The sequence below is a fragment of the Streptomyces sp. NPDC087215 genome (genome assembly GCF_044744885.1).
Lineage (GTDB): Bacteria > Actinomycetota > Actinomycetes > Streptomycetales > Streptomycetaceae > Streptomyces.
Genome location: NZ_JBIUZD010000002.1, coordinates 374,981 through 390,412 on the forward strand (window position 1 = coordinate 374,981; position 15,432 = coordinate 390,412).

Annotated in this window: 17 protein-coding genes; 8 read left to right on the forward strand and 9 right to left on the reverse strand. The window is 72.8% G+C overall.

Annotated features, from left to right (window positions below; all coding sequences use genetic code 11):
- Window positions 1–24: 24 nt before the first annotated feature.
- The 4 genes from ACIO92_RS06255 to ACIO92_RS06270 all read right to left on the reverse strand — a co-directional run bounded on the left by ACIO92_RS06255 (window position 25) and on the right by ACIO92_RS06270 (window position 3,572).
- Window positions 25–273 (reverse strand): acyl carrier protein, encoded by a 249-nt coding sequence (locus ACIO92_RS06255; RefSeq protein WP_366440436.1) that lies wholly within the window; start codon window positions 271–273, stop codon window positions 25–27.
- A gap of 60 nt (window positions 274–333) precedes the next feature.
- The gene (locus ACIO92_RS06260; protein ID WP_366440435.1) at window positions 334–1,365 is read right to left on the reverse strand and encodes a ketoacyl-ACP synthase III; all 1,032 of its coding nucleotides are present in this window, start codon (window positions 1,363–1,365) and stop codon (window positions 334–336) included.
- Between the two features lie 18 nt (window positions 1,366–1,383).
- Window positions 1,384–2,301, reverse strand: a complete 918-nt coding sequence (locus tag ACIO92_RS06265; protein WP_401240046.1) for an ACP S-malonyltransferase — start codon at window positions 2,299–2,301, stop codon at window positions 1,384–1,386.
- A gap of 89 nt (window positions 2,302–2,390) precedes the next feature.
- Complete coding sequence (locus ACIO92_RS06270) at window positions 2,391–3,572, reverse strand: helix-turn-helix domain-containing protein (RefSeq protein ID WP_351789112.1); 1,182 nt, start codon at window positions 3,570–3,572, stop codon at window positions 2,391–2,393.
- A 113-nt stretch (window positions 3,573–3,685) separates the two neighbouring features.
- Here ACIO92_RS06270 and ACIO92_RS06275 point away from each other — a divergent pair, with 113 nt between their 5' ends.
- Complete coding sequence (locus ACIO92_RS06275; protein ID WP_366440433.1) at window positions 3,686–4,342, forward strand: pirin family protein; 657 nt, start codon at window positions 3,686–3,688, stop codon at window positions 4,340–4,342.
- Here the strand turns inward: ACIO92_RS06275 and ACIO92_RS06280 are convergent.
- From ACIO92_RS06280 to ACIO92_RS06295, 4 genes are all read right to left on the reverse strand, one after another.
- A complete protein-coding gene (locus ACIO92_RS06280) occupies window positions 4,339–4,536 on the reverse strand; it encodes a DUF397 domain-containing protein (RefSeq protein WP_402279744.1) in 198 nt (65 codons plus the stop codon). The genes ACIO92_RS06275 and ACIO92_RS06280 overlap by 4 nt on opposite strands.
- Before the next feature lie 39 nt (window positions 4,537–4,575).
- On the reverse strand, window positions 4,576–4,770 hold the full coding sequence (locus ACIO92_RS06285; protein WP_402279742.1) for a DUF397 domain-containing protein: 195 nt from the start codon (window positions 4,768–4,770) through the stop codon (window positions 4,576–4,578).
- The gene (locus ACIO92_RS06290; RefSeq protein ID WP_402279740.1) at window positions 4,754–5,578 is read right to left on the reverse strand and encodes a helix-turn-helix transcriptional regulator; all 825 of its coding nucleotides are present in this window, start codon (window positions 5,576–5,578) and stop codon (window positions 4,754–4,756) included. Before ACIO92_RS06290 ends, ACIO92_RS06285 begins: the two co-directional genes overlap by 17 nt.
- Window positions 5,579–5,739: 161 nt before the next feature.
- Window positions 5,740–6,930, reverse strand: coding sequence for an Ig-like domain-containing protein (locus tag ACIO92_RS06295; protein ID WP_366440430.1), 1,191 nt, complete (start codon window positions 6,928–6,930; stop codon window positions 5,740–5,742).
- A gap of 205 nt (window positions 6,931–7,135) precedes the next feature.
- On the opposite strand from ACIO92_RS06295, the gene ACIO92_RS06300 reads away from it, so the two are divergent.
- From ACIO92_RS06300 to ACIO92_RS06320, 5 genes are all read left to right on the forward strand, one after another.
- Complete coding sequence (locus tag ACIO92_RS06300; protein ID WP_401240033.1) at window positions 7,136–8,323, forward strand: lipid II:glycine glycyltransferase FemX; 1,188 nt, start codon at window positions 7,136–7,138, stop codon at window positions 8,321–8,323.
- On the forward strand, window positions 8,320–10,068 hold the full coding sequence (gene murJ / locus ACIO92_RS06305; RefSeq protein ID WP_366440429.1) for a murein biosynthesis integral membrane protein MurJ: 1,749 nt from the start codon (window positions 8,320–8,322) through the stop codon (window positions 10,066–10,068). The genes ACIO92_RS06300 and murJ overlap by 4 nt, the downstream gene beginning before the upstream one ends.
- A 106-nt stretch (window positions 10,069–10,174) precedes the next feature.
- Window positions 10,175–10,858, forward strand: coding sequence for a response regulator transcription factor (locus ACIO92_RS06310; RefSeq protein WP_366440428.1), 684 nt, complete (start codon window positions 10,175–10,177; stop codon window positions 10,856–10,858).
- The gene (locus ACIO92_RS06315; RefSeq protein ID WP_401240027.1) at window positions 10,855–12,402 is read left to right on the forward strand and encodes a sensor histidine kinase; all 1,548 of its coding nucleotides are present in this window, start codon (window positions 10,855–10,857) and stop codon (window positions 12,400–12,402) included. Before ACIO92_RS06310 ends, ACIO92_RS06315 begins: the two co-directional genes overlap by 4 nt.
- Window positions 12,399–13,034 (forward strand): hypothetical protein, encoded by a 636-nt coding sequence (locus tag ACIO92_RS06320; protein WP_402055401.1) that lies wholly within the window; start codon window positions 12,399–12,401, stop codon window positions 13,032–13,034. Before ACIO92_RS06315 ends, ACIO92_RS06320 begins: the two co-directional genes overlap by 4 nt.
- 26 nt (window positions 13,035–13,060) lie before the next feature.
- Here the strand turns inward: ACIO92_RS06320 and ACIO92_RS06325 are convergent, their stop codons facing one another.
- Window positions 13,061–13,891 carry a serine hydrolase domain-containing protein gene (locus ACIO92_RS06325; protein WP_366440426.1) on the reverse strand — a complete coding sequence of 277 codons (831 nt, stop codon included), beginning with the start codon at window positions 13,889–13,891 and terminating at the stop codon, window positions 13,061–13,063.
- 51 nt (window positions 13,892–13,942) lie between these two features.
- Between ACIO92_RS06325 and ACIO92_RS06330 the strand changes: the two genes are divergently transcribed.
- Window positions 13,943–14,365 carry a MerR family transcriptional regulator gene (locus tag ACIO92_RS06330; protein ID WP_366440425.1) on the forward strand — a complete coding sequence of 141 codons (423 nt, stop codon included), beginning with the start codon at window positions 13,943–13,945 and terminating at the stop codon, window positions 14,363–14,365.
- Window positions 14,362–15,384, forward strand: coding sequence for an aldo/keto reductase (locus ACIO92_RS06335; protein ID WP_366440424.1), 1,023 nt, complete (start codon window positions 14,362–14,364; stop codon window positions 15,382–15,384). Before ACIO92_RS06330 ends, ACIO92_RS06335 begins: the two co-directional genes overlap by 4 nt.
- Window positions 15,385–15,432 lie beyond the last annotated feature (48 nt).

A 15,432-nucleotide genomic window follows, 5' to 3' on the forward strand; every position in this document is an offset into this window, starting at 1 on the left:
CGGGCCGGGTCAGCGTGGGCCGAATCAGGCCTGGTGCTTCAGGATGTAGTCGGCGGCGTCACCGACGGTCTTGAGGTTCTTGACGTCCTCGTCCGGGATCTTGACGTCGAAGCGCTCTTCGGCGGCCACGACGACCTCGACCATGGACAGCGAGTCGACGTCCAGGTCGTCGGTGAAGGACTTGTCGAGCTGGACGTCCTCGGTCGGGATGCCGGCGATCTCGTTGACGATCTCGGCGAGACCCTCGACGATCTGCTCCTGGGTGAAGGCCATGGTGGCGCTCCTTCTTGTGATTGCTGGTGAATGGTTTGCCGGAAGGATGATCCGGTGTGCCTAGGGGAGGGTAACGACCGACGCGGCGTAGACGAGACCCGCCCCGAAGCCGATGACGAGCGCGGTGTCGCCGCTCTTCGCCCGGCCGGTCGCCAGGAGCCGTTCCATGGCGAGCGGGATCGAGGCCGCCGACGTGTTGCCGGTGGTCTCGACGTCCCGCGCGACCGTGACGTGCTCCGGCAGCTTGAGCGTCTTCACCATCGAGTCGATGATCCGCATGTTGGCCTGGTGCGGGATGAAGACGTCCAGGTCGTCCGCCGTGATGCCGGCGGCGTCCAGGGCCTGCTGCGCGACCTTCGCCATCTCGAAGACGGCCCAGCGGAAGACCGCCTGACCCTCCTGCGTGATGGCGGGGAACTTGATCTCGCCCTGCTGGTTCAGGGGAAGCGTCGAGGCGTCACCCGCGTGGAACTCGTCCCACGGGACGGTCTGCTTGATCGTCTCGGACTTGTCGCCCTCCGAACCCCACACCGTGGGGCCGATGTGCGGCTCGTCGGAGGGGCCGACGACCACGGCACCGGCGCCGTCACCGAACAGGAAGGCCGTCGCGCGGTCCTCCAGGTCCGTCAGGTCGCTGAGCCGCTCGACGCCGATGACGAGGACGTACTCGGCCGAACCCTCGACGATCATGCCCTTGGCGAGGGTCAGGCCGTAGCCGAAGCCCGCGCAGCCCGCGGAGATGTCGAACGCGGCGGGCTTCCCGGCGCCGATCCGGTCGGCGATCTCGGTGGCGACGGCCGGGGTCTGCTTGAAGTGGGAGACCGTGGAGACGATCACGGCGCCGATCTGCTCCGGGGCGATCCCGGCGTCGGCGATGGCCTTGCCGGAGGCCTCCACCGACATGGCGGCGACGGTCTCCTCCGGCGAGGCCCAGTGGCGGGTCGCGATGCCGGAGCGCGAGCGGATCCACTCGTCGGACGAGTCGATCTTTTCGAGGATCACCTCGTTCGGCACGACCCGGGTGGGGCGGTAGCCGCCGACACCGAGGATGCGCGCGTACGGGGCGCCCTTGCTGGGCTTGATCTTCGACATGATTCTCGACACTCCTTGTCAGACGGCCGCGTGCTCAGCGATGAGCGTACGGGCCGCGTCCAGGTCGTCGGGAGTCTTCAGGGCGACCGTGGCCACGCCCGGCAGGGCCCGCTTGGCGAGGCCGGTCAGGGTGCCGCCGGGGCACACCTCGACCAGCGCGGTCGCGCCGAGGGTCCGGAAGGTCTCCATGCACAGGTCCCAGCGGACCGGGTTCGCGACCTGGCCGACCAGACGGGCCACGATCTCGGCACCGTCGGCGACGACCAGGCCGTCCTTGTTGGACACGTAACGGGTGGTGGGGGCGGCCGGGGACAGTTCCCGCGCGGCCTCCTCCAGCGTCGCGGCGGCCGGGCCCATGTGGTGCGTGTGGAACGCGCCCGCGACCTTGAGCGCGACGACCCGGCGGACGCCCTCGGGCTTGTCCGCCTCCAGAGCGGCCAGCTGCTCCAGGGTGCCCGCGGCGACGATCTGGCCCGCGCCGTTCACGTTGGCGGCGGTCAGGCCGAGCCCCTCCAGGTGCGGGACGGTGACCTCGGGGTCACCGCCGAGCAGCGCCGACATGCCGGTCGGGGTGATCCCGGCGGCCTCGGCCATCGCCCGACCGCGGGTGCGGACGAGCCGCAGGGCGGCGGTGTCGTCGAGGACGCCCGCGAGCGCGGCGGCGGTGAACTCGCCGACGCTGTGCCCGGCGACGACCCCCGGGGACACGTCACCGAGCGCGGTCGCGGAGAGCAGACCGGCGGCGACCAGGAGCGGCTGTGCCACGGCGGTGTCGCGGATCTCGTCCGCGTCCGCCTTCGTGCCGTAGTGGGCGAGGTCGAGACCGATGGCCTCGGACCAGGCCGCGATGCGGTCGGCGGCGCCGGGGAGTTCGAGCCAGGGGGTCAGGAAGCCGGGCGTCTGGGCGCCTTGGCCGGGAGCGACGAGTACGAGCACCCTCACACTCTCTCTTGGGGACGGCTCCTGGCGCCCGTGGGGACAAGGACGAAGAACCGTCGGGGTAATTGTCGGTGTTCTACAAAAGTCTAGAGCTGGGGATCCGCGTCGGCCAAGCGCCCGAGGATGAGCGCGATCCGCAGCGTGAACGCCGAGCGGACATCGGAGGGTGACCAGCCGGTGACGTCGGTCACACGTCGGAGCCGGTAGCGCACGGTGTTCGGGTGGACGAAGAGCATCCGCGCCGCGCCTTCCAGGCTGCTGGCCTGCTCCAGGTAGACACTGAGAGTTTCGAGGAGCGCCGAGCCCGCTTCCTCCAGCGGTCTGTAGATCTCCTCCACCAGTTGCTCGCGTGCCGCGGGGTCGGAGGCGATGGCGCGCTCCGGGAGGAGGTCGTCGGCGAGGACGGGCCGGGGCGCGTCCTGCCATGCCGAGCAGGCCTTGAGACCGGCCGCCGCGGCCTGCGCGGAGCGGGTCGCGGCCAGCAGGTCGGGGACGACGGGACCGGCGACGACCGGACCGGCCGCGTACGGGCCGATCAGGGCCTTGGCCACGGAGAGCGGGTTGTCGTTGCCACCCGCGATGACGACGAGACGGTTGCCGAGGACGCCGGTGAGGACCTGGAGCTTGGCGTGCCGGGCGGCCCGCCGGATCGCCTCGACGGTCAGTTCGCTGTCGCCGTCGGGGGCGGTGCCGAGGATCACGCACACATGGTCGGGGGAGCTCCAGCCGAGGGCCGCGGCGCGGGAGACGGCGCCCTCGTCGGCCTCGCCGGACAGGACCGCGTTCACGACCAGTGACTCCAGGCGCGCGTCCCAGGCGCCCCGGGCCTCGGCGGCCTGCGCGTACACCTGGGCGGTCGCGAAGGCGATCTCCCGGGCGTAGACGAGGAGCGCCTCGCGCAGCACCGCCTCGTCGCCGGGGGCGGCGACCTCCTCGATGGCCGACTCCATGACCTCGATCGTCGTACGGACCATCTCCACGGTCTGGCGCAGGGTGATCGCCCTGGTCAGTTCGCGGGGGGCGGTGCCGAAGACGTCCGTCGAGATCGCCTGCGGGGTCTCGGGGTGCCGGAACCACTCCGTGAACGCGGCGATGCCCGCCTGGGCCACCAGGCCGATCCACGACCGGTTCTCGGGCGGCATCGCCCGGTACCACGGCAGCGTCTCGTCCATGCGGGCGATGGCGCCGGCGGCGAGCCGCCCCGAGGACTGTTCGAGGCGCTTCAGGGTCGCGGCGTGCGGATGGGCGGCGTTCGTGGGTTCTGGCACGGGACAAGACTGCCTTATCGGGACGGCGCTGTGCGGGGTCGGGGCGGGTTCCCTCCCCGCGCGGGTGCCGGTCCGCCTCCGGCGGGGGGACGGGGGAGGTTACGGTGGGGCGCGTGATACGCATCCAGCGCGCGGCGGAGCGCTACCCCGGTGGTGACCCGGAGGCCGGGATCGAGACCCGGCACGCCTTGTCGTTCGGGCCGCACTACGACCCCGACAACCTCCGCTTCGGTTCGCTGATCGCCTGCAACGAGGAGCGGCTGGCGCCGGGGGCCGGGTTCGACGAGCATCCGCACAGCCACACCGAGATCGTCACCTGGGTCGTCGAGGGCGAGCTCACCCACCGCGACTCGGCGGGGCACGCGACCGTCGTCCGCGCGGGAGACCTCCAGCACCTCGGTGCGGCGGCCGGAGTGCGCCACGTGGAGCGCAACGACGGGGACGGGCCGCTGGTCTTCGTGCAGATGTGGCTGGCCCCGCCGGAGCCGGGCGGCGAACCCTCGTACGAAGTGGTGCGGGGCGTCGGCGACGGCACTTCGTACGCGGTACCGGGCGGGACCCTGCGCGTCCACCGGCTGGAGAAGGGCGGACGGGCGCCGCTCCCGGACGGCGACTTCGTGTACGCGCACGTGGCGCGCGGCACGGTACGCGTCGGAGGCGAGGAACTCACCACCGGTGACGCGGCTCGCGTCACCGGCGCGAAGGGGCTCGCCCTGTTCGCGGCCGGTGACGCGGAGGTACTGACGTGGCAGATGTGGAGCGGGTCCTAGCGGAGGCCGCCGGTGAAGGTCTGCCATGCCTGGGTGCTGACGATCAGGGTGGGGCCTGTGGGGTTCTTGCTGTCGCGGACCGGGACGGCTCCGGGGAAGCCGTCGGCGACCTCGACGCAGTCACCACCGTTGGGACCGCTGTGCGACGACTTCCGCCACTGCGCTCCGGTCAGGTCAGGTCGACGGGTCTCCATGGTGTTCCTCCATCACGTGAGAGAGGTGTGGAGCGGGTCCTAGCGGAGGCCGTCCGTGAACGTCTGCCATGCCTGGGTGCCGATGATCAGGGTGGGGCCTGTGGGGTTCTTGCTGTCGCGGACCGGGACGGCTCCGGGGAAGCCGTCGGCGACCTCGACGCATTCGCCACCGCTGGGACCGCTGTGCGACGACTTCCGCCACTGTGCTCCGGTCAGGTCAGGACGGGTCTCCATAGTGTTCCTCCATCACACGAGCGATCAGTTCCGCTGAGTCCTCGGTAGAGAGGGCCATAGCCTGCAGTCGAGCGTAGCCGACGGAACGCTCCTTGATCACGGGAGGATTGGCGGTCATGTGACCCTGGTCGTAACTCTCGACGTAGAAGATGTCGGGGTCGTCCTCGAACCTGAGGAGCGTGAACGATCCCATCAGCCCCGTGTGTTCACCGGCCGAGAACGGGAGCACCTGGATGTGCACCCACGGGTTGTCGCGGAAGGTCAGCAGGTGCGCCAGTTGCTCGCGCATGACCTCACGGCTGCCCACCTGCTGCATGAGCACGGCTTCGCTCATCACGACCCACAGGACCGGCGGCTCGGCGCGCTCCAGGATGCGCTGGCGTTCGAGCCTGGCCGCCAACAGTTCCTCGACCTGGTCCGCGTGGTCGATGGAGAGCATGGCCCGCGCGTACTCCGGCGTCTGCAGCAGGCCGTACACCACCTGTGCCTGGAAGGCGGAGATGTACGTGGCGCGTGCCTCCAGATCCGCGTACGGCTGGAACCACGCCGGGAGCCGACTGCGCAGCACCAGGCCGATCAGCCGCGAGAACACTCCGCCCGTGCCGAGCGCCGCGTCCACCCGCTCCGAGAAGGCGCGGGTGGGGAGCTTCCTCGTCGTCTCGATCTGCCCGATGAGGGAGCCCGTGCAGAAGATGATGTCCCCGAGCTGCTGCTGCGTGAGCTTGTGCTCCTCGCGCAGACGGCGGAGTTCCCAGCCGTAGTAGTCCAACGGGGAAGCACTGGGATCGAGTTCCTGAATGTTGACCATGGTCAGCACCTCCGGCCCTGCGGCACGCACGCTGTGTTTCTCGGCATCGCCGAGCGTAGCCAAGAGGTGACGGGCCGGTGGCGCGAACCACCTAAACCACCCTGGGGAGTGGTTCGGTGGTGCGCCCGGCACTCCACACAGCGCGCTCCCGCGCCCGGCGCTCACCGCAGCGCGCTCTTCGCCTTCCACTGCTCCCAGCTCAGGTTCCACGCCCCGTAGCCGTTGCCCTCGGCGACCGTGCCCTTGGTGTCCTCGCCGGTGATCTCGAAGGGGTCGCCGACGTTCACCGCCGCGTAGAAGGAGGCGGCGTCCCCGTCGCTCATGCCGATGCAGCCCGAGCTCTTGTTGGCCCTGCCGAAGTACGCCGCGTTCCACGGGGCCGCGTGCGCGTACATCCCCGACCAGGTCAGCCGCATCGAGTAGTCGACCATCTTGTCGTAGGCGTCACCGAGGCCGACCGTCTCCGAGTTCATGTTGATGGTGCCCTCCTTCGCCATCAGCACCGCCGTGCCCCGCCAGGACCGCTTGTCGCCGCCCGGGGTGCCGCCGGAGACCGGGATCGTGCGGACCGTGCGCCCGTCCTTGGAGAGCGTCAGCCGCTTCCGGTCCAGGTCGACCTTGACGACCTGCGCGGTGCCGACGGTGAATCCGGTGAGGTAGTCGCGGACGAACCAGCCGCCGCCGGAGTCCGTCCCGTTCAGGTCCGCCGCCAGCGTGACCTTCGTGCCGGGCTTCCAGTACTCCCGGGGCCGCCAGTCGGCCCGGTCGCGGCCCGAGTGGTCCTTCACCCAGCCCCAGGAACCCTCGGTGGCGTTCGAGGTGGTGACCTTCAACTGCCGCTCCACGTCCGCCTTCCGCGTCACCGGCAGGTCGAAGACGATCGACAGGGGGTGGGCGATGCCCACGGTGGTGTTCTTGCCGGGGGCCAGGGTCAGCTTGTTGACCTTCTCCGCCGCCGGGGTGCGGAAGGAGGACGTCGTCGTCGACTCCTGGCCGCCCGCCCCGCGGGCCGTCACCTCGACCGTGTACGAGGTGCCCGGCGCGGCCTTGCGGTCCGAGGTCCAGGCCGCCCCGCCCTTCCCCGTACGGCCGGTGAGCGCCCCGCCGTCCGCGTCGGTGACGGTCACCCGCGCGATCGTGCCGCCCGTCGCGGTCACGATCACCGGCTTGCCCGCCTCCTGGGTGACGACCCGCACCTTCGCCGGGGACTTCTGGGCGGCGGGTGCGCCCGAGGCGGCGGGGCCGCCCGCCGCCTGGGCCGTACAGGCGGTGAGGGAGACGGCGAGGGCGGTCGCCGCGAGAACGGAACGGGGCGTGCGTATGACGGAACGGGGCGTGCGTATGTGGGACACGGAAGACCTCCGCGGAGGGAAGCGAGTGGGATGATCCGGACTTTAGGCCGCGCCCGGCATCCACCGGGGGCGGGAGGGCCCATGTGACGAGGGCTGCGGCACAACCGTCACCGTTCTGTCACACACGCCGCGCGACCCGGTCTCATTCGGCTGTGAGCCTGCTGTGCGCCCCGACCACCGAGGGGCGGAACCAGGAGGCCCCGTTGTGTCAGCGCTGCTCGTGACGGCCGCACCCACCGACCACCACGCCCCCGCGGGGCCGCTCCGCCTCGGGCCCGTGACCCCGGAGACGTACCGCGCGTTCCTCGCCTCCCGCTCCGGTGCGCACGGACCCAGCTTCCTCCAGGTCCCCGCCTGGGCGCGGGTGAAGGACGGCTGGCAGCACCAACTGATCGGCTGGGGGCCGGAGTCCGGCACCCTCACCGGGGTCGCCCTCGTCCTCCTGCGTCCCTTCCCCGGCACCCGCAAGTACTTCGCCTACCTGCCCGAGGGGCCCGTCGCCGACTGGGCCGACCCCGACGTCGACGGCTGGCTCGCCCCCCTGCTCGGGCACCTGCGGGCCTCCGGCGCCTTCGCCGTCCGCATCGGCCCCACCCCCGCCTACCGGCGCTGGCACGCCCCCACCGTCAAGGCGGGCACCGGCCCCGGGCGCAGGCTCTCCGACGTCCTCGCCGACGAGGTCGACCCGCTCGGCACCCTCGTCGCCGACCGGCTCAGGGCACGCGGCTGGCGGCGCTGCGGCGGCGAGTCCGAGGACGGCGCCGACGCCCAGCCCCGGCACGTCTTCCAGGTCCCGCTCACCGGCCGCACCCCCGACGACCTGTGGACCGGACTCAACCAGGAGTGGCGGCGCAACGTCCGCAAGGCCCGCAAGTCCGGCGTCGAGATCACCGTGGGCTCCGCCGCCGACCTGCCCGAGTTCTACCGGCTGCTCCGCGTCACCGAGGAACGCGACGGCTTCCGCCTCGGCCGCTCCCTCGCCTACTACGAGCGCCAGTACGCCGTCCTCAACGCCGAACACCCCGGCCGGATGAAGCTCTACCTCGCCCGCCACGAGGGCGAGGTCCTCGCCGCCCACACCATGATCACGGTCGGCGGCCGGGTCTGGTACCAGACCGGCGCCTCCGCCGACCACCGCCGCGAGGTACGGCCCTCCAACGCCCTCCAGTGGCGCATGATGCTCGACGCCCAGGCCCTCGGCGCCGACGTCTACGACCTGCGCGGGGTACCCTCCACCCTCGATCCGGGCGACCGCGCCCACGGGCTGCTCCGCTGGAAGCTCGGCACGGGCGGACAGGTCGTCGAGACGCTGGGAGAGTGGGAGACACCGATGCAGGGCACGGCCAACCAAGCGCTGTACCGCGCCTTCCAGGCGTACCTGGCCCGCCGGTGACGGCCGCCCTCACCACCGGACGGCCCGGCGGGAGACGGGCGAAGGCCCCGCCGACCGCGCTCCGCAGCGGCGCCCTGATGGCCGCCGGATCGCTCGTCTCCCGGGCCACCGGCTTCGTCCGCGCCGCCGTCGTCGCCGCCGCCCTCGGCGCGGGCTACGTCGCCGACGGCTACGCGGTCGGCAACTCCGTCCCCACCATCGTCTACACCCTGCTCCTCGGCGGCGCGCTCAACGCCGTCTTCGTCCCCGAACTCGTCAGGGCGGCCAAGGAACACGCCGACGGCGGCGTCGCCTACACCGACCGGCTCCTCACCCTCTGCGCGCTCGCCCTCACCGCGCTCACCGCCGCCGCCGTCCTCGCCGCGCCCCTCATCGTCGACCTCTACACCGACTACACGGGCGACCAGCGCGCGATGACCGTCGCCTTCGCCCGCACCTGCCTCCCGCAGATCCTCTTCCTCGGCGTCTTCACCCTCCTCGGCCAGGTCCTCAACGCCCGCGGCCGGTTCGGCGCCATGATGTGGACCCCGGTCCTCAACAACGTGGTCGTCGTCGCCGTCTTCGGCCTCTTCCTCGTGGTGAGCGACGGCGGCGCCCTCACCCCCGGCGAGACCGCGCTGCTCGGCTGGGGCACCACCGCGGGCATCGCGCTCCAGGCCCTCGCCCTGCTGCCCCCGCTGCGCGCCGCGGGCTTCCGCTGGCGGCCCCGGTTCGACTGGCGGGGCAGCGGTCTCGCCGCCCCGCTGCGCTCGGCCGGCTGGCTGGTGCTGCTGGTCCTCACCAACCAGGGCGCGTACTGGGTGACCACCCTGCTGGCCACCTCGGCGGGCGGCACGGTCAGCGGCGGCGGCCTCGCCGCGTACAACAACGCCTATCTGCTGTGGACCGTCCCGCACGGCATCGTCACCGTCTCCCTGGTGACGGCGCTGCTGCCCCGGATGAGCGGCGCGGCGGCCGACGGCGACCTCGCGGGCGTCCGGCGGGACATCGGCTACGCCCTGCGGACCAGCGGGGCGGCCGTCGTCCCCGCCGCCTGCGCCCTCTTCGCGCTCGCCGTCCCCCTGATGACGGTCGTCTTCCGGTACGGGGCGACCAGCGGCGACGACATCCGCGCCATGTCCTGGATCCTGATGGCCTTCGCCCCCGGACTGGTCGCCCTGTCCGGGCAGTACGTGTGCACCCGCGCCTTCTACGCGCTGCGCGACACCCGCACCCCCTTCCTGCTGAACCTGGTGATCGCGGGCCTCAACGCGCTCCTCTCGCTGGCCGCGCACCTCCTCCTGCCGACCCGCTGGGCCGTCACCGGCATGGCCGCCGGATACTCCCTCGCCCTGTGGGCGGGCTGGGCCGTCACGGCGTACGTCCTGCGCCGACGGCTGCGGTCCACGGGCCGGGGCGCCACCCCGGGCCTCGCCCACGCCACGCGACCCACCGGCACTCCGGGCCTCACCGGCACCACGCGGCACACCGGCACCCCGGACCCCACCACCCCCGCCACCCCCGGCGCCACTCCGGACGGCGGCTCCGCCGGGGCCCTCGGCCGTCTGCTGGTCGCCGCCCTGCCCGCCGCCGGATACGGGCTGGTCGTCACCCACCTCACCGGTCCCGCCGGAGCCGTGCCCGCCGGGCTCGCGGGCGCCCTCACGATCGCCGCGATCTTCGCCGTCCTCGCCCGGCCCCTCCGCCTCACCGAGGTGAGCGCCCTGCTCGCCGCCGGGTCCCGCCGCCTCCGCCGCCGCACGTGAATCCCGCCGTACCCGGACCCACCGCCCCCGCCGCGCTCGAACCCCCGCCGACCCGCTCACCGCCCCCTCCTGACGAGGGCCCCGCCGACCTTGGGATACTCCACAGATGCCCCGCGTGCTGCTGATCGAAGACGACCCCTCCGTCCGCGAAGGCGTCGAGCTCGGACTCCGCCGCCGCGGGCACGAGGTGCGGACCGCCGCCACCGGCGAGGCGGGGCTCACGGCCCTCGGGGAGTTCCGTCCCGACCTGCTGCTCCTCGACCTGATGCTGCCCGGGATGAACGGCGTCCAGGTCTGCCGCACCGTCCGCGAGAGCAGCCAGCTGCCGATCATCATGCTGACCGCCCGGGGCGACGACTTCGACGTCGTCGTCGGACTGGAGGCGGGGGCCGACGACTACATCGTCAAACCCGCCCGCACCGAGGTCATCGAGGCCCGGATACGGGCCGTGCTCCGCCGCATCGAGGAGCCCGGGTCCGGCCGGTCCGCCGTCGAGTTCCACGGCGAACTGACCATCGACCGGGCCGGACTCACCGTCGCCAAGTCCGGCGAACGCATCGGCCTCGCCCCCTCCGAGATGAAGCTCCTCCTGCACCTCACGGCCGCCCCCGAGCAGGTCTTCAGCCGCCAGCAGCTCCTCGAACACGTCTGGGAGCACAGCTACCACGGGGACGCCCGGCTGGTCGACGCCTGCGTCCGCCGCCTCCGCAACAAGATCGAGGACACCCCCGGCGAACCCCGCTACATCCAGACCCTGCGCGGCTTCGGCTACCGCTTCGGACCCCTGTGAGAACCTGCGTCGGACCGGAACCCGACACCCTCGACCCGACGGAGCCCGAGCCCCGGGACCGGCACTCCGAAGACCCCGCCCCCGGCCCCCGGCGCCGCCACCGCGGCCCCCGGCTGCGCCCGCACCCCTTCGGACTGCGCACCCGGCTCATCCTCGCCTTCCTCCTCGTCGCCGCCGTCGGCTGCGGCACCACCGCCGCCCTCACCTACCGGGCCGCCCGCAACGCGATCCTGGAGCAGACCCAGAACACCGCGGTCTCCGCCTTCCGCGAGCAGGCCGAGGACCTGCGCATCCAGCTCCCCGTGGAGCCGGACACGCTGCGGAGCCAGCTCATGCTGATCGCCCGGCAGGGCAAGCCGCGCCCCTGGCGGGTCTACGCCGAGTACGGCACCGTCCGGGTCTCCTCCACCGACCGGCCCAGCTCCTCCGTCGTCACCCCGGAGCTGCGGAGCCGCGCCCTCGACCAGAACGTGCCGCACGCCGCTTTCCAGCGGGTCGTCAAGGACGGCGTCCCGTACCTGACGATCGCCGTCCCCGCCGTCTTCCTGGCCCACTCGCCCGACGGGGCGCCCCAGCGCACCGGGCTCGTCGTCTACGCGGTCATGGAGCTCGACGAGGAGGAGGCGAGCGTCGAGGCCATGGTCATGGCCGCCCGTGACGGGGCCCTGCCCGCGCTCCTCGTCGCCCTGATCCCCGCCCTGATCGCCGCGCGCGGGGTGCTCCGGCCGGTGCGGGAGCTGCGGATCGCCGCCCACAGCATGGGCCGCGGCCGTCTGGACACCCGTATCCACGCCAAGGGCAGGGACGAACTCGCCGACCTGGCAAGGACGTTCAACGAGTCCGCCGCCGAGCTGGAACGTTCCGTCACGGAACTCCGCGACGCCGAGGCCCGCGCCCGCCGCTTCGCCTCCGACGTCTCGCACGAACTGCGCACCCCGCTCGCCGGGATGCTCGCGGTCACCGAGGTCCTCGACGAGGACGCCGCGGGCCTGGACACCGACACCGCCCGTGCCGTCCGTCTGATCAGCGCCGAGACCGGGAAGCTCGCGGTGCTCGTCGAGGACCTCATGGAGATCTCCCGCTTCGACGCGCGCGCCGCCGCCCTGCACACCGACGAGGTCGACGCGGCCGACTGCGTCCGCAAGACCCTCCAGAACCGGCGCTGGACCGACCCGGAGCGGATCGTCCCGCACCTCGCCGGGGGAGTCAGGGCCCGGCTCGACCCGCGCCGCTTCGACGTCGTCGTCGCCAACCTCGTCGGCAACGCCCTGCGGCACGGCGGGACACCCGTCACGGTCCGGCTGTACGCGGCGGGCGGCGAGCTGGTGACGGAGGTCGCCGACCGGGGTCCCGGCATCCACCCGGACGTCCTGCCGCACGTCTTCGACCGCTTCTACAAGGCGGACCGGGCCAGGACCCGGTCGGAGGGCAGCGGCCTCGGTCTGGCCATCACCCTGGAGAACGTACGGCTCCACGGCGGCACCGTCACGGCCGCCAACCGCCCCGACGGAGGCGCGGTCTTCACCGTGCGGATGCCGTTGTGAGGCGCGGCGCGGTCGCCGCCGTCCTGCTCGCCCTGCTCCCGCTCGCCGGATGCGGCATCCAGGAGAGCGATGTCGTCGAGTCGGGCGGGGCGGCGACCGCGCTGGTCGATCCCGGCCCCGGGGGCCGGGCGGTGCTCTACTTCCTGGGCCCCGACGGCAAGTCGATGCCGGTGGCCCGTGATGTCGGCGCGCCCGGCGCGACGCCCGACTCCCCGGCGGGCGACGGTAGGGGCGCCACGGAGCGAAGCGCCGGGGAGGTCGATCTCTCCATGAACCCGGGCGCCCTCCGGATCGGCATCGACAAGCTCCTCGCCGTCCTCCTGGCGGGCCCCCTGCCGGGCGAGGCCGAGCAGGGCGTCACCACCGCCCTGCCGGACGGCGCGACCGGTCGGCTGCGCGTCGTCCAGGACCCGGCCGACGCCGCCTCCCCCACCGCCTCCGCCCGCCGTCTGCTGCGGATCGAGGCACCCTTCCCGGTCATGGAACTGCCCGGGGCGGCCGTCCGCCAACTGGTCTGCACGACGGCCTACGCGGAACACCCGGCGGGCCTCGTGGACATCGTCCTCAACGGCCCCGACGGCGCCCTGCCGGTCGCCACCTGCGACGGCCCGGCAGCCTCCCGGGAGGACTGAGCCGGGCCGTCCCCTCCGGGTGCCGGTCAGGCCCCCCGCAGGTCCGCGAGGACCGCGTCCGTGAAGGGCGGCCAGGCCTCGGCGGCCCACGGGCCGAAGGGGCGGTCGGTGAGGGCCACACAGGCGGCGCGCGCGTCCGGGTCGACCCACAGGAAGGTGCCGGACTGCCCGAAGTGCCCGAAGGCGCGCGGCGAGGAGGTCACGCCCGTCCAGTGCGGGGTCTTGCCGTCGCGGATCTCGAAGCCGAGACCCCAGTCGTTCGGCCGCTGGTGCCCGTAACCGGGCAGGATGCCGGTCAGACCGGGGTACGCCACCGTCATCGCGGCCAGCACGGTCCGGGGGTCGAGCAGCCGGGGCGCCTGCACCTCGGCGGCGAACCGGGCCAGATCGTCCACCGTGGACACGCCGTCCTTCGCGGGCGAGCCGTCCAGGCTCGTCGCCGTCATGCCGAGGGGCTCCAGGACCGCCTGGCGCAGATAGTCGGCGAAGGGGATGTCGGTGACCTTGGCGAGATGGTCGCCGAGGACCTCGAAACCGGTGTTGGAGTAGATCCTGCGGGTGCCCGGCGCGGCCGTCACCCGGTTCTCGTCGAAGGCGAGCCCGGAGGTGTGGGCGAGCAGATGGCGCACGGTCGCGCCCTCGGGCCCGGCCGGTTCGTCGAGGTCGACCGCCCCCTCCTCGTACGCGACGAGAACGGCGTACGCGGCGAGCGGCTTCGTCACGGAGGCCAGCGGGAACCGCTTCCCGGTCGGCCCGTGGGACCCGGCCGTGGTGCCGTCCGCGCGGACCACGGCCGCGGCGGCGGTGGGGACGGGCCAGTTCTCGATCGACGCCAGGCTCGGCACGCTGCTCTGCATGGCCCCGAGCCTACTTGCTTCGAGTGCACTCCAACCTTTTAGCGTGGGGGCATGAGCGTGATCGCGAGCACGAGCCCCAGCCCGGTCCCGGTCCGCACCCGGACGCACTACACCATCAGCGAGGTCGCCGCCCTGACCGGTCTCACCGCGCACACCCTGCGCTGGTACGAGCGGATCGGCCTCATGCCGCACGTCGACCGCACGCACACCGGGCAGCGCCGCTTCACCGAGAAGGACCTGGGCTGGCTGGCGTTCGTCGGCAAGCTGCGGCTGACCGGGATGCCGGTCGCCGACATGGTCCGGTACGCCGAACTGGTCCGGGAGGGCGACCACACGCGTGACCGGCGCAGGGAACTCCTGGAGACCACCCGGCGCGACGTGCTCTCGCGGATCACCGAACTCCAGGACACCCTCGCCGTGCTCGACAGCAAGATCAGTCATTACGGGACCATCTGCGGAGGAACACCTTCATGACCAGTGTGACCAGGATCGACACCGTCCGCCTCGGCCAGGACGGACCCGAGGTCGGCGTCCAGGGCTTCGGCGCGATGGGCATCAGCGAGTTCTACGGCGACACCGACGAGGCCGCCGCCCGTGACACCCTCGACGCGGCCCTGGAGGCGGGCGTCACCCTGATCGACACCGCCGACATCTACGGCAGCGGCGCCAACGAGGAGTTCCTCGCGCCCTTCCTCGCCGCCCACCGCGACGAGGTCGTCCTCGCCACCAAGTTCGCCATCGAGCGGGACCCGGCCGAGCCCACCCGGCGGGCCGTCCGCAACGACCCCGCGTACATCAGGAAGGCCGTCGAGGGCAGCCTGCGCCGCCTCGGTGTCGAGACCATCGATGTGTACTACATGCACCGCCGCGACCCGGAGATCCCCTTCGCCGAGTCCGTCGGCGCGATGGCCGAACTCGTCCAGCAGGGCAAGGTCCGCCACCTGGGCCTCAGCGAGGTCACCGGCGCGGAACTGCGCGAGGCCCACGCGGTGCACCCGATCACCGCCCTCCAGTCGGAGTGGTCGCTCTTCTCCCGGGACGTCGAGCGCAGCGCCGTCGGCGCCGCCGCCGAACTCGGAGTGGCGTTCGTGCCGTACTCGCCGCTCGGCCGCGGCTTCCTCACCGGGGCGTTCGCGGACGCCGCCAAGGACCTGTCGGGCAGCGACTTCCGCCGCCACCAGCCCCGCTTCACCGGCGAGAACGCCGAGCGCAACGCGGCCCTCCTCGACCCGGTCCGGAAGATCGCCGCCGCGCACGGGGCGACCCCCGCGCAGATCGCGCTCGCCTGGGTGCAGCGACGGGCCGCCGTGCACGGGCTGACGGTCGTACCGATCCCCGGCACCCGCAAGCGCTCCCGCCTCCTGGAGAACGCGGCCGCGACCCGGATCGTCCTCACCGACGCCGAACTCGCGGAACTGGAGCCGATCGCCTCCCGGGTGGCGGGCGACCGCTACCCGGACATGCGGTTCACCTCGGTGGGCCGCGAGGACTGAGCCTCCGGCCGCTCCGGCCGGAGGACTGAGCCCCCGGCCGCTCCGGCC

Bases quoted from the DNA above. Each gene is read 5' to 3' on its own strand.
- ACIO92_RS06310 (WP_366440428.1), top strand. From the start codon at position 10,175: ATGCCCCGCGTGCTGCTGATCGAAGACGACCCCTCCGTCCGCGAAGGC.
- ACIO92_RS06280 (WP_402279744.1), bottom strand. From the start codon at position 4,536: ATGGAGACCCGTCGACCTGACCTGACCGGAGCGCAGTGGCGGAAGTCG.
- ACIO92_RS06330 (WP_366440425.1), top strand. From the start codon at position 13,943: ATGAGCGTGATCGCGAGCACGAGCCCCAGCCCGGTCCCGGTCCGCACC.
- ACIO92_RS06260 (WP_366440435.1), bottom strand. From the start codon at position 1,365: ATGTCGAAGATCAAGCCCAGCAAGGGCGCCCCGTACGCGCGCATCCTC.
- ACIO92_RS06285 (WP_402279742.1), bottom strand. From the start codon at position 4,770: ATGGAGACCCGTCCTGACCTGACCGGAGCACAGTGGCGGAAGTCGTCG.
- ACIO92_RS06290 (WP_402279740.1), bottom strand. From the start codon at position 5,578: ATGGTCAACATTCAGGAACTCGATCCCAGTGCTTCCCCGTTGGACTAC.
- ACIO92_RS06325 (WP_366440426.1), bottom strand. From the start codon at position 13,891: ATGCAGAGCAGCGTGCCGAGCCTGGCGTCGATCGAGAACTGGCCCGTC.
- ACIO92_RS06335 (WP_366440424.1), top strand. From the start codon at position 14,362: ATGACCAGTGTGACCAGGATCGACACCGTCCGCCTCGGCCAGGACGGA.
- ACIO92_RS06255 (WP_366440436.1), bottom strand. From the start codon at position 273: ATGGCCTTCACCCAGGAGCAGATCGTCGAGGGTCTCGCCGAGATCGTC.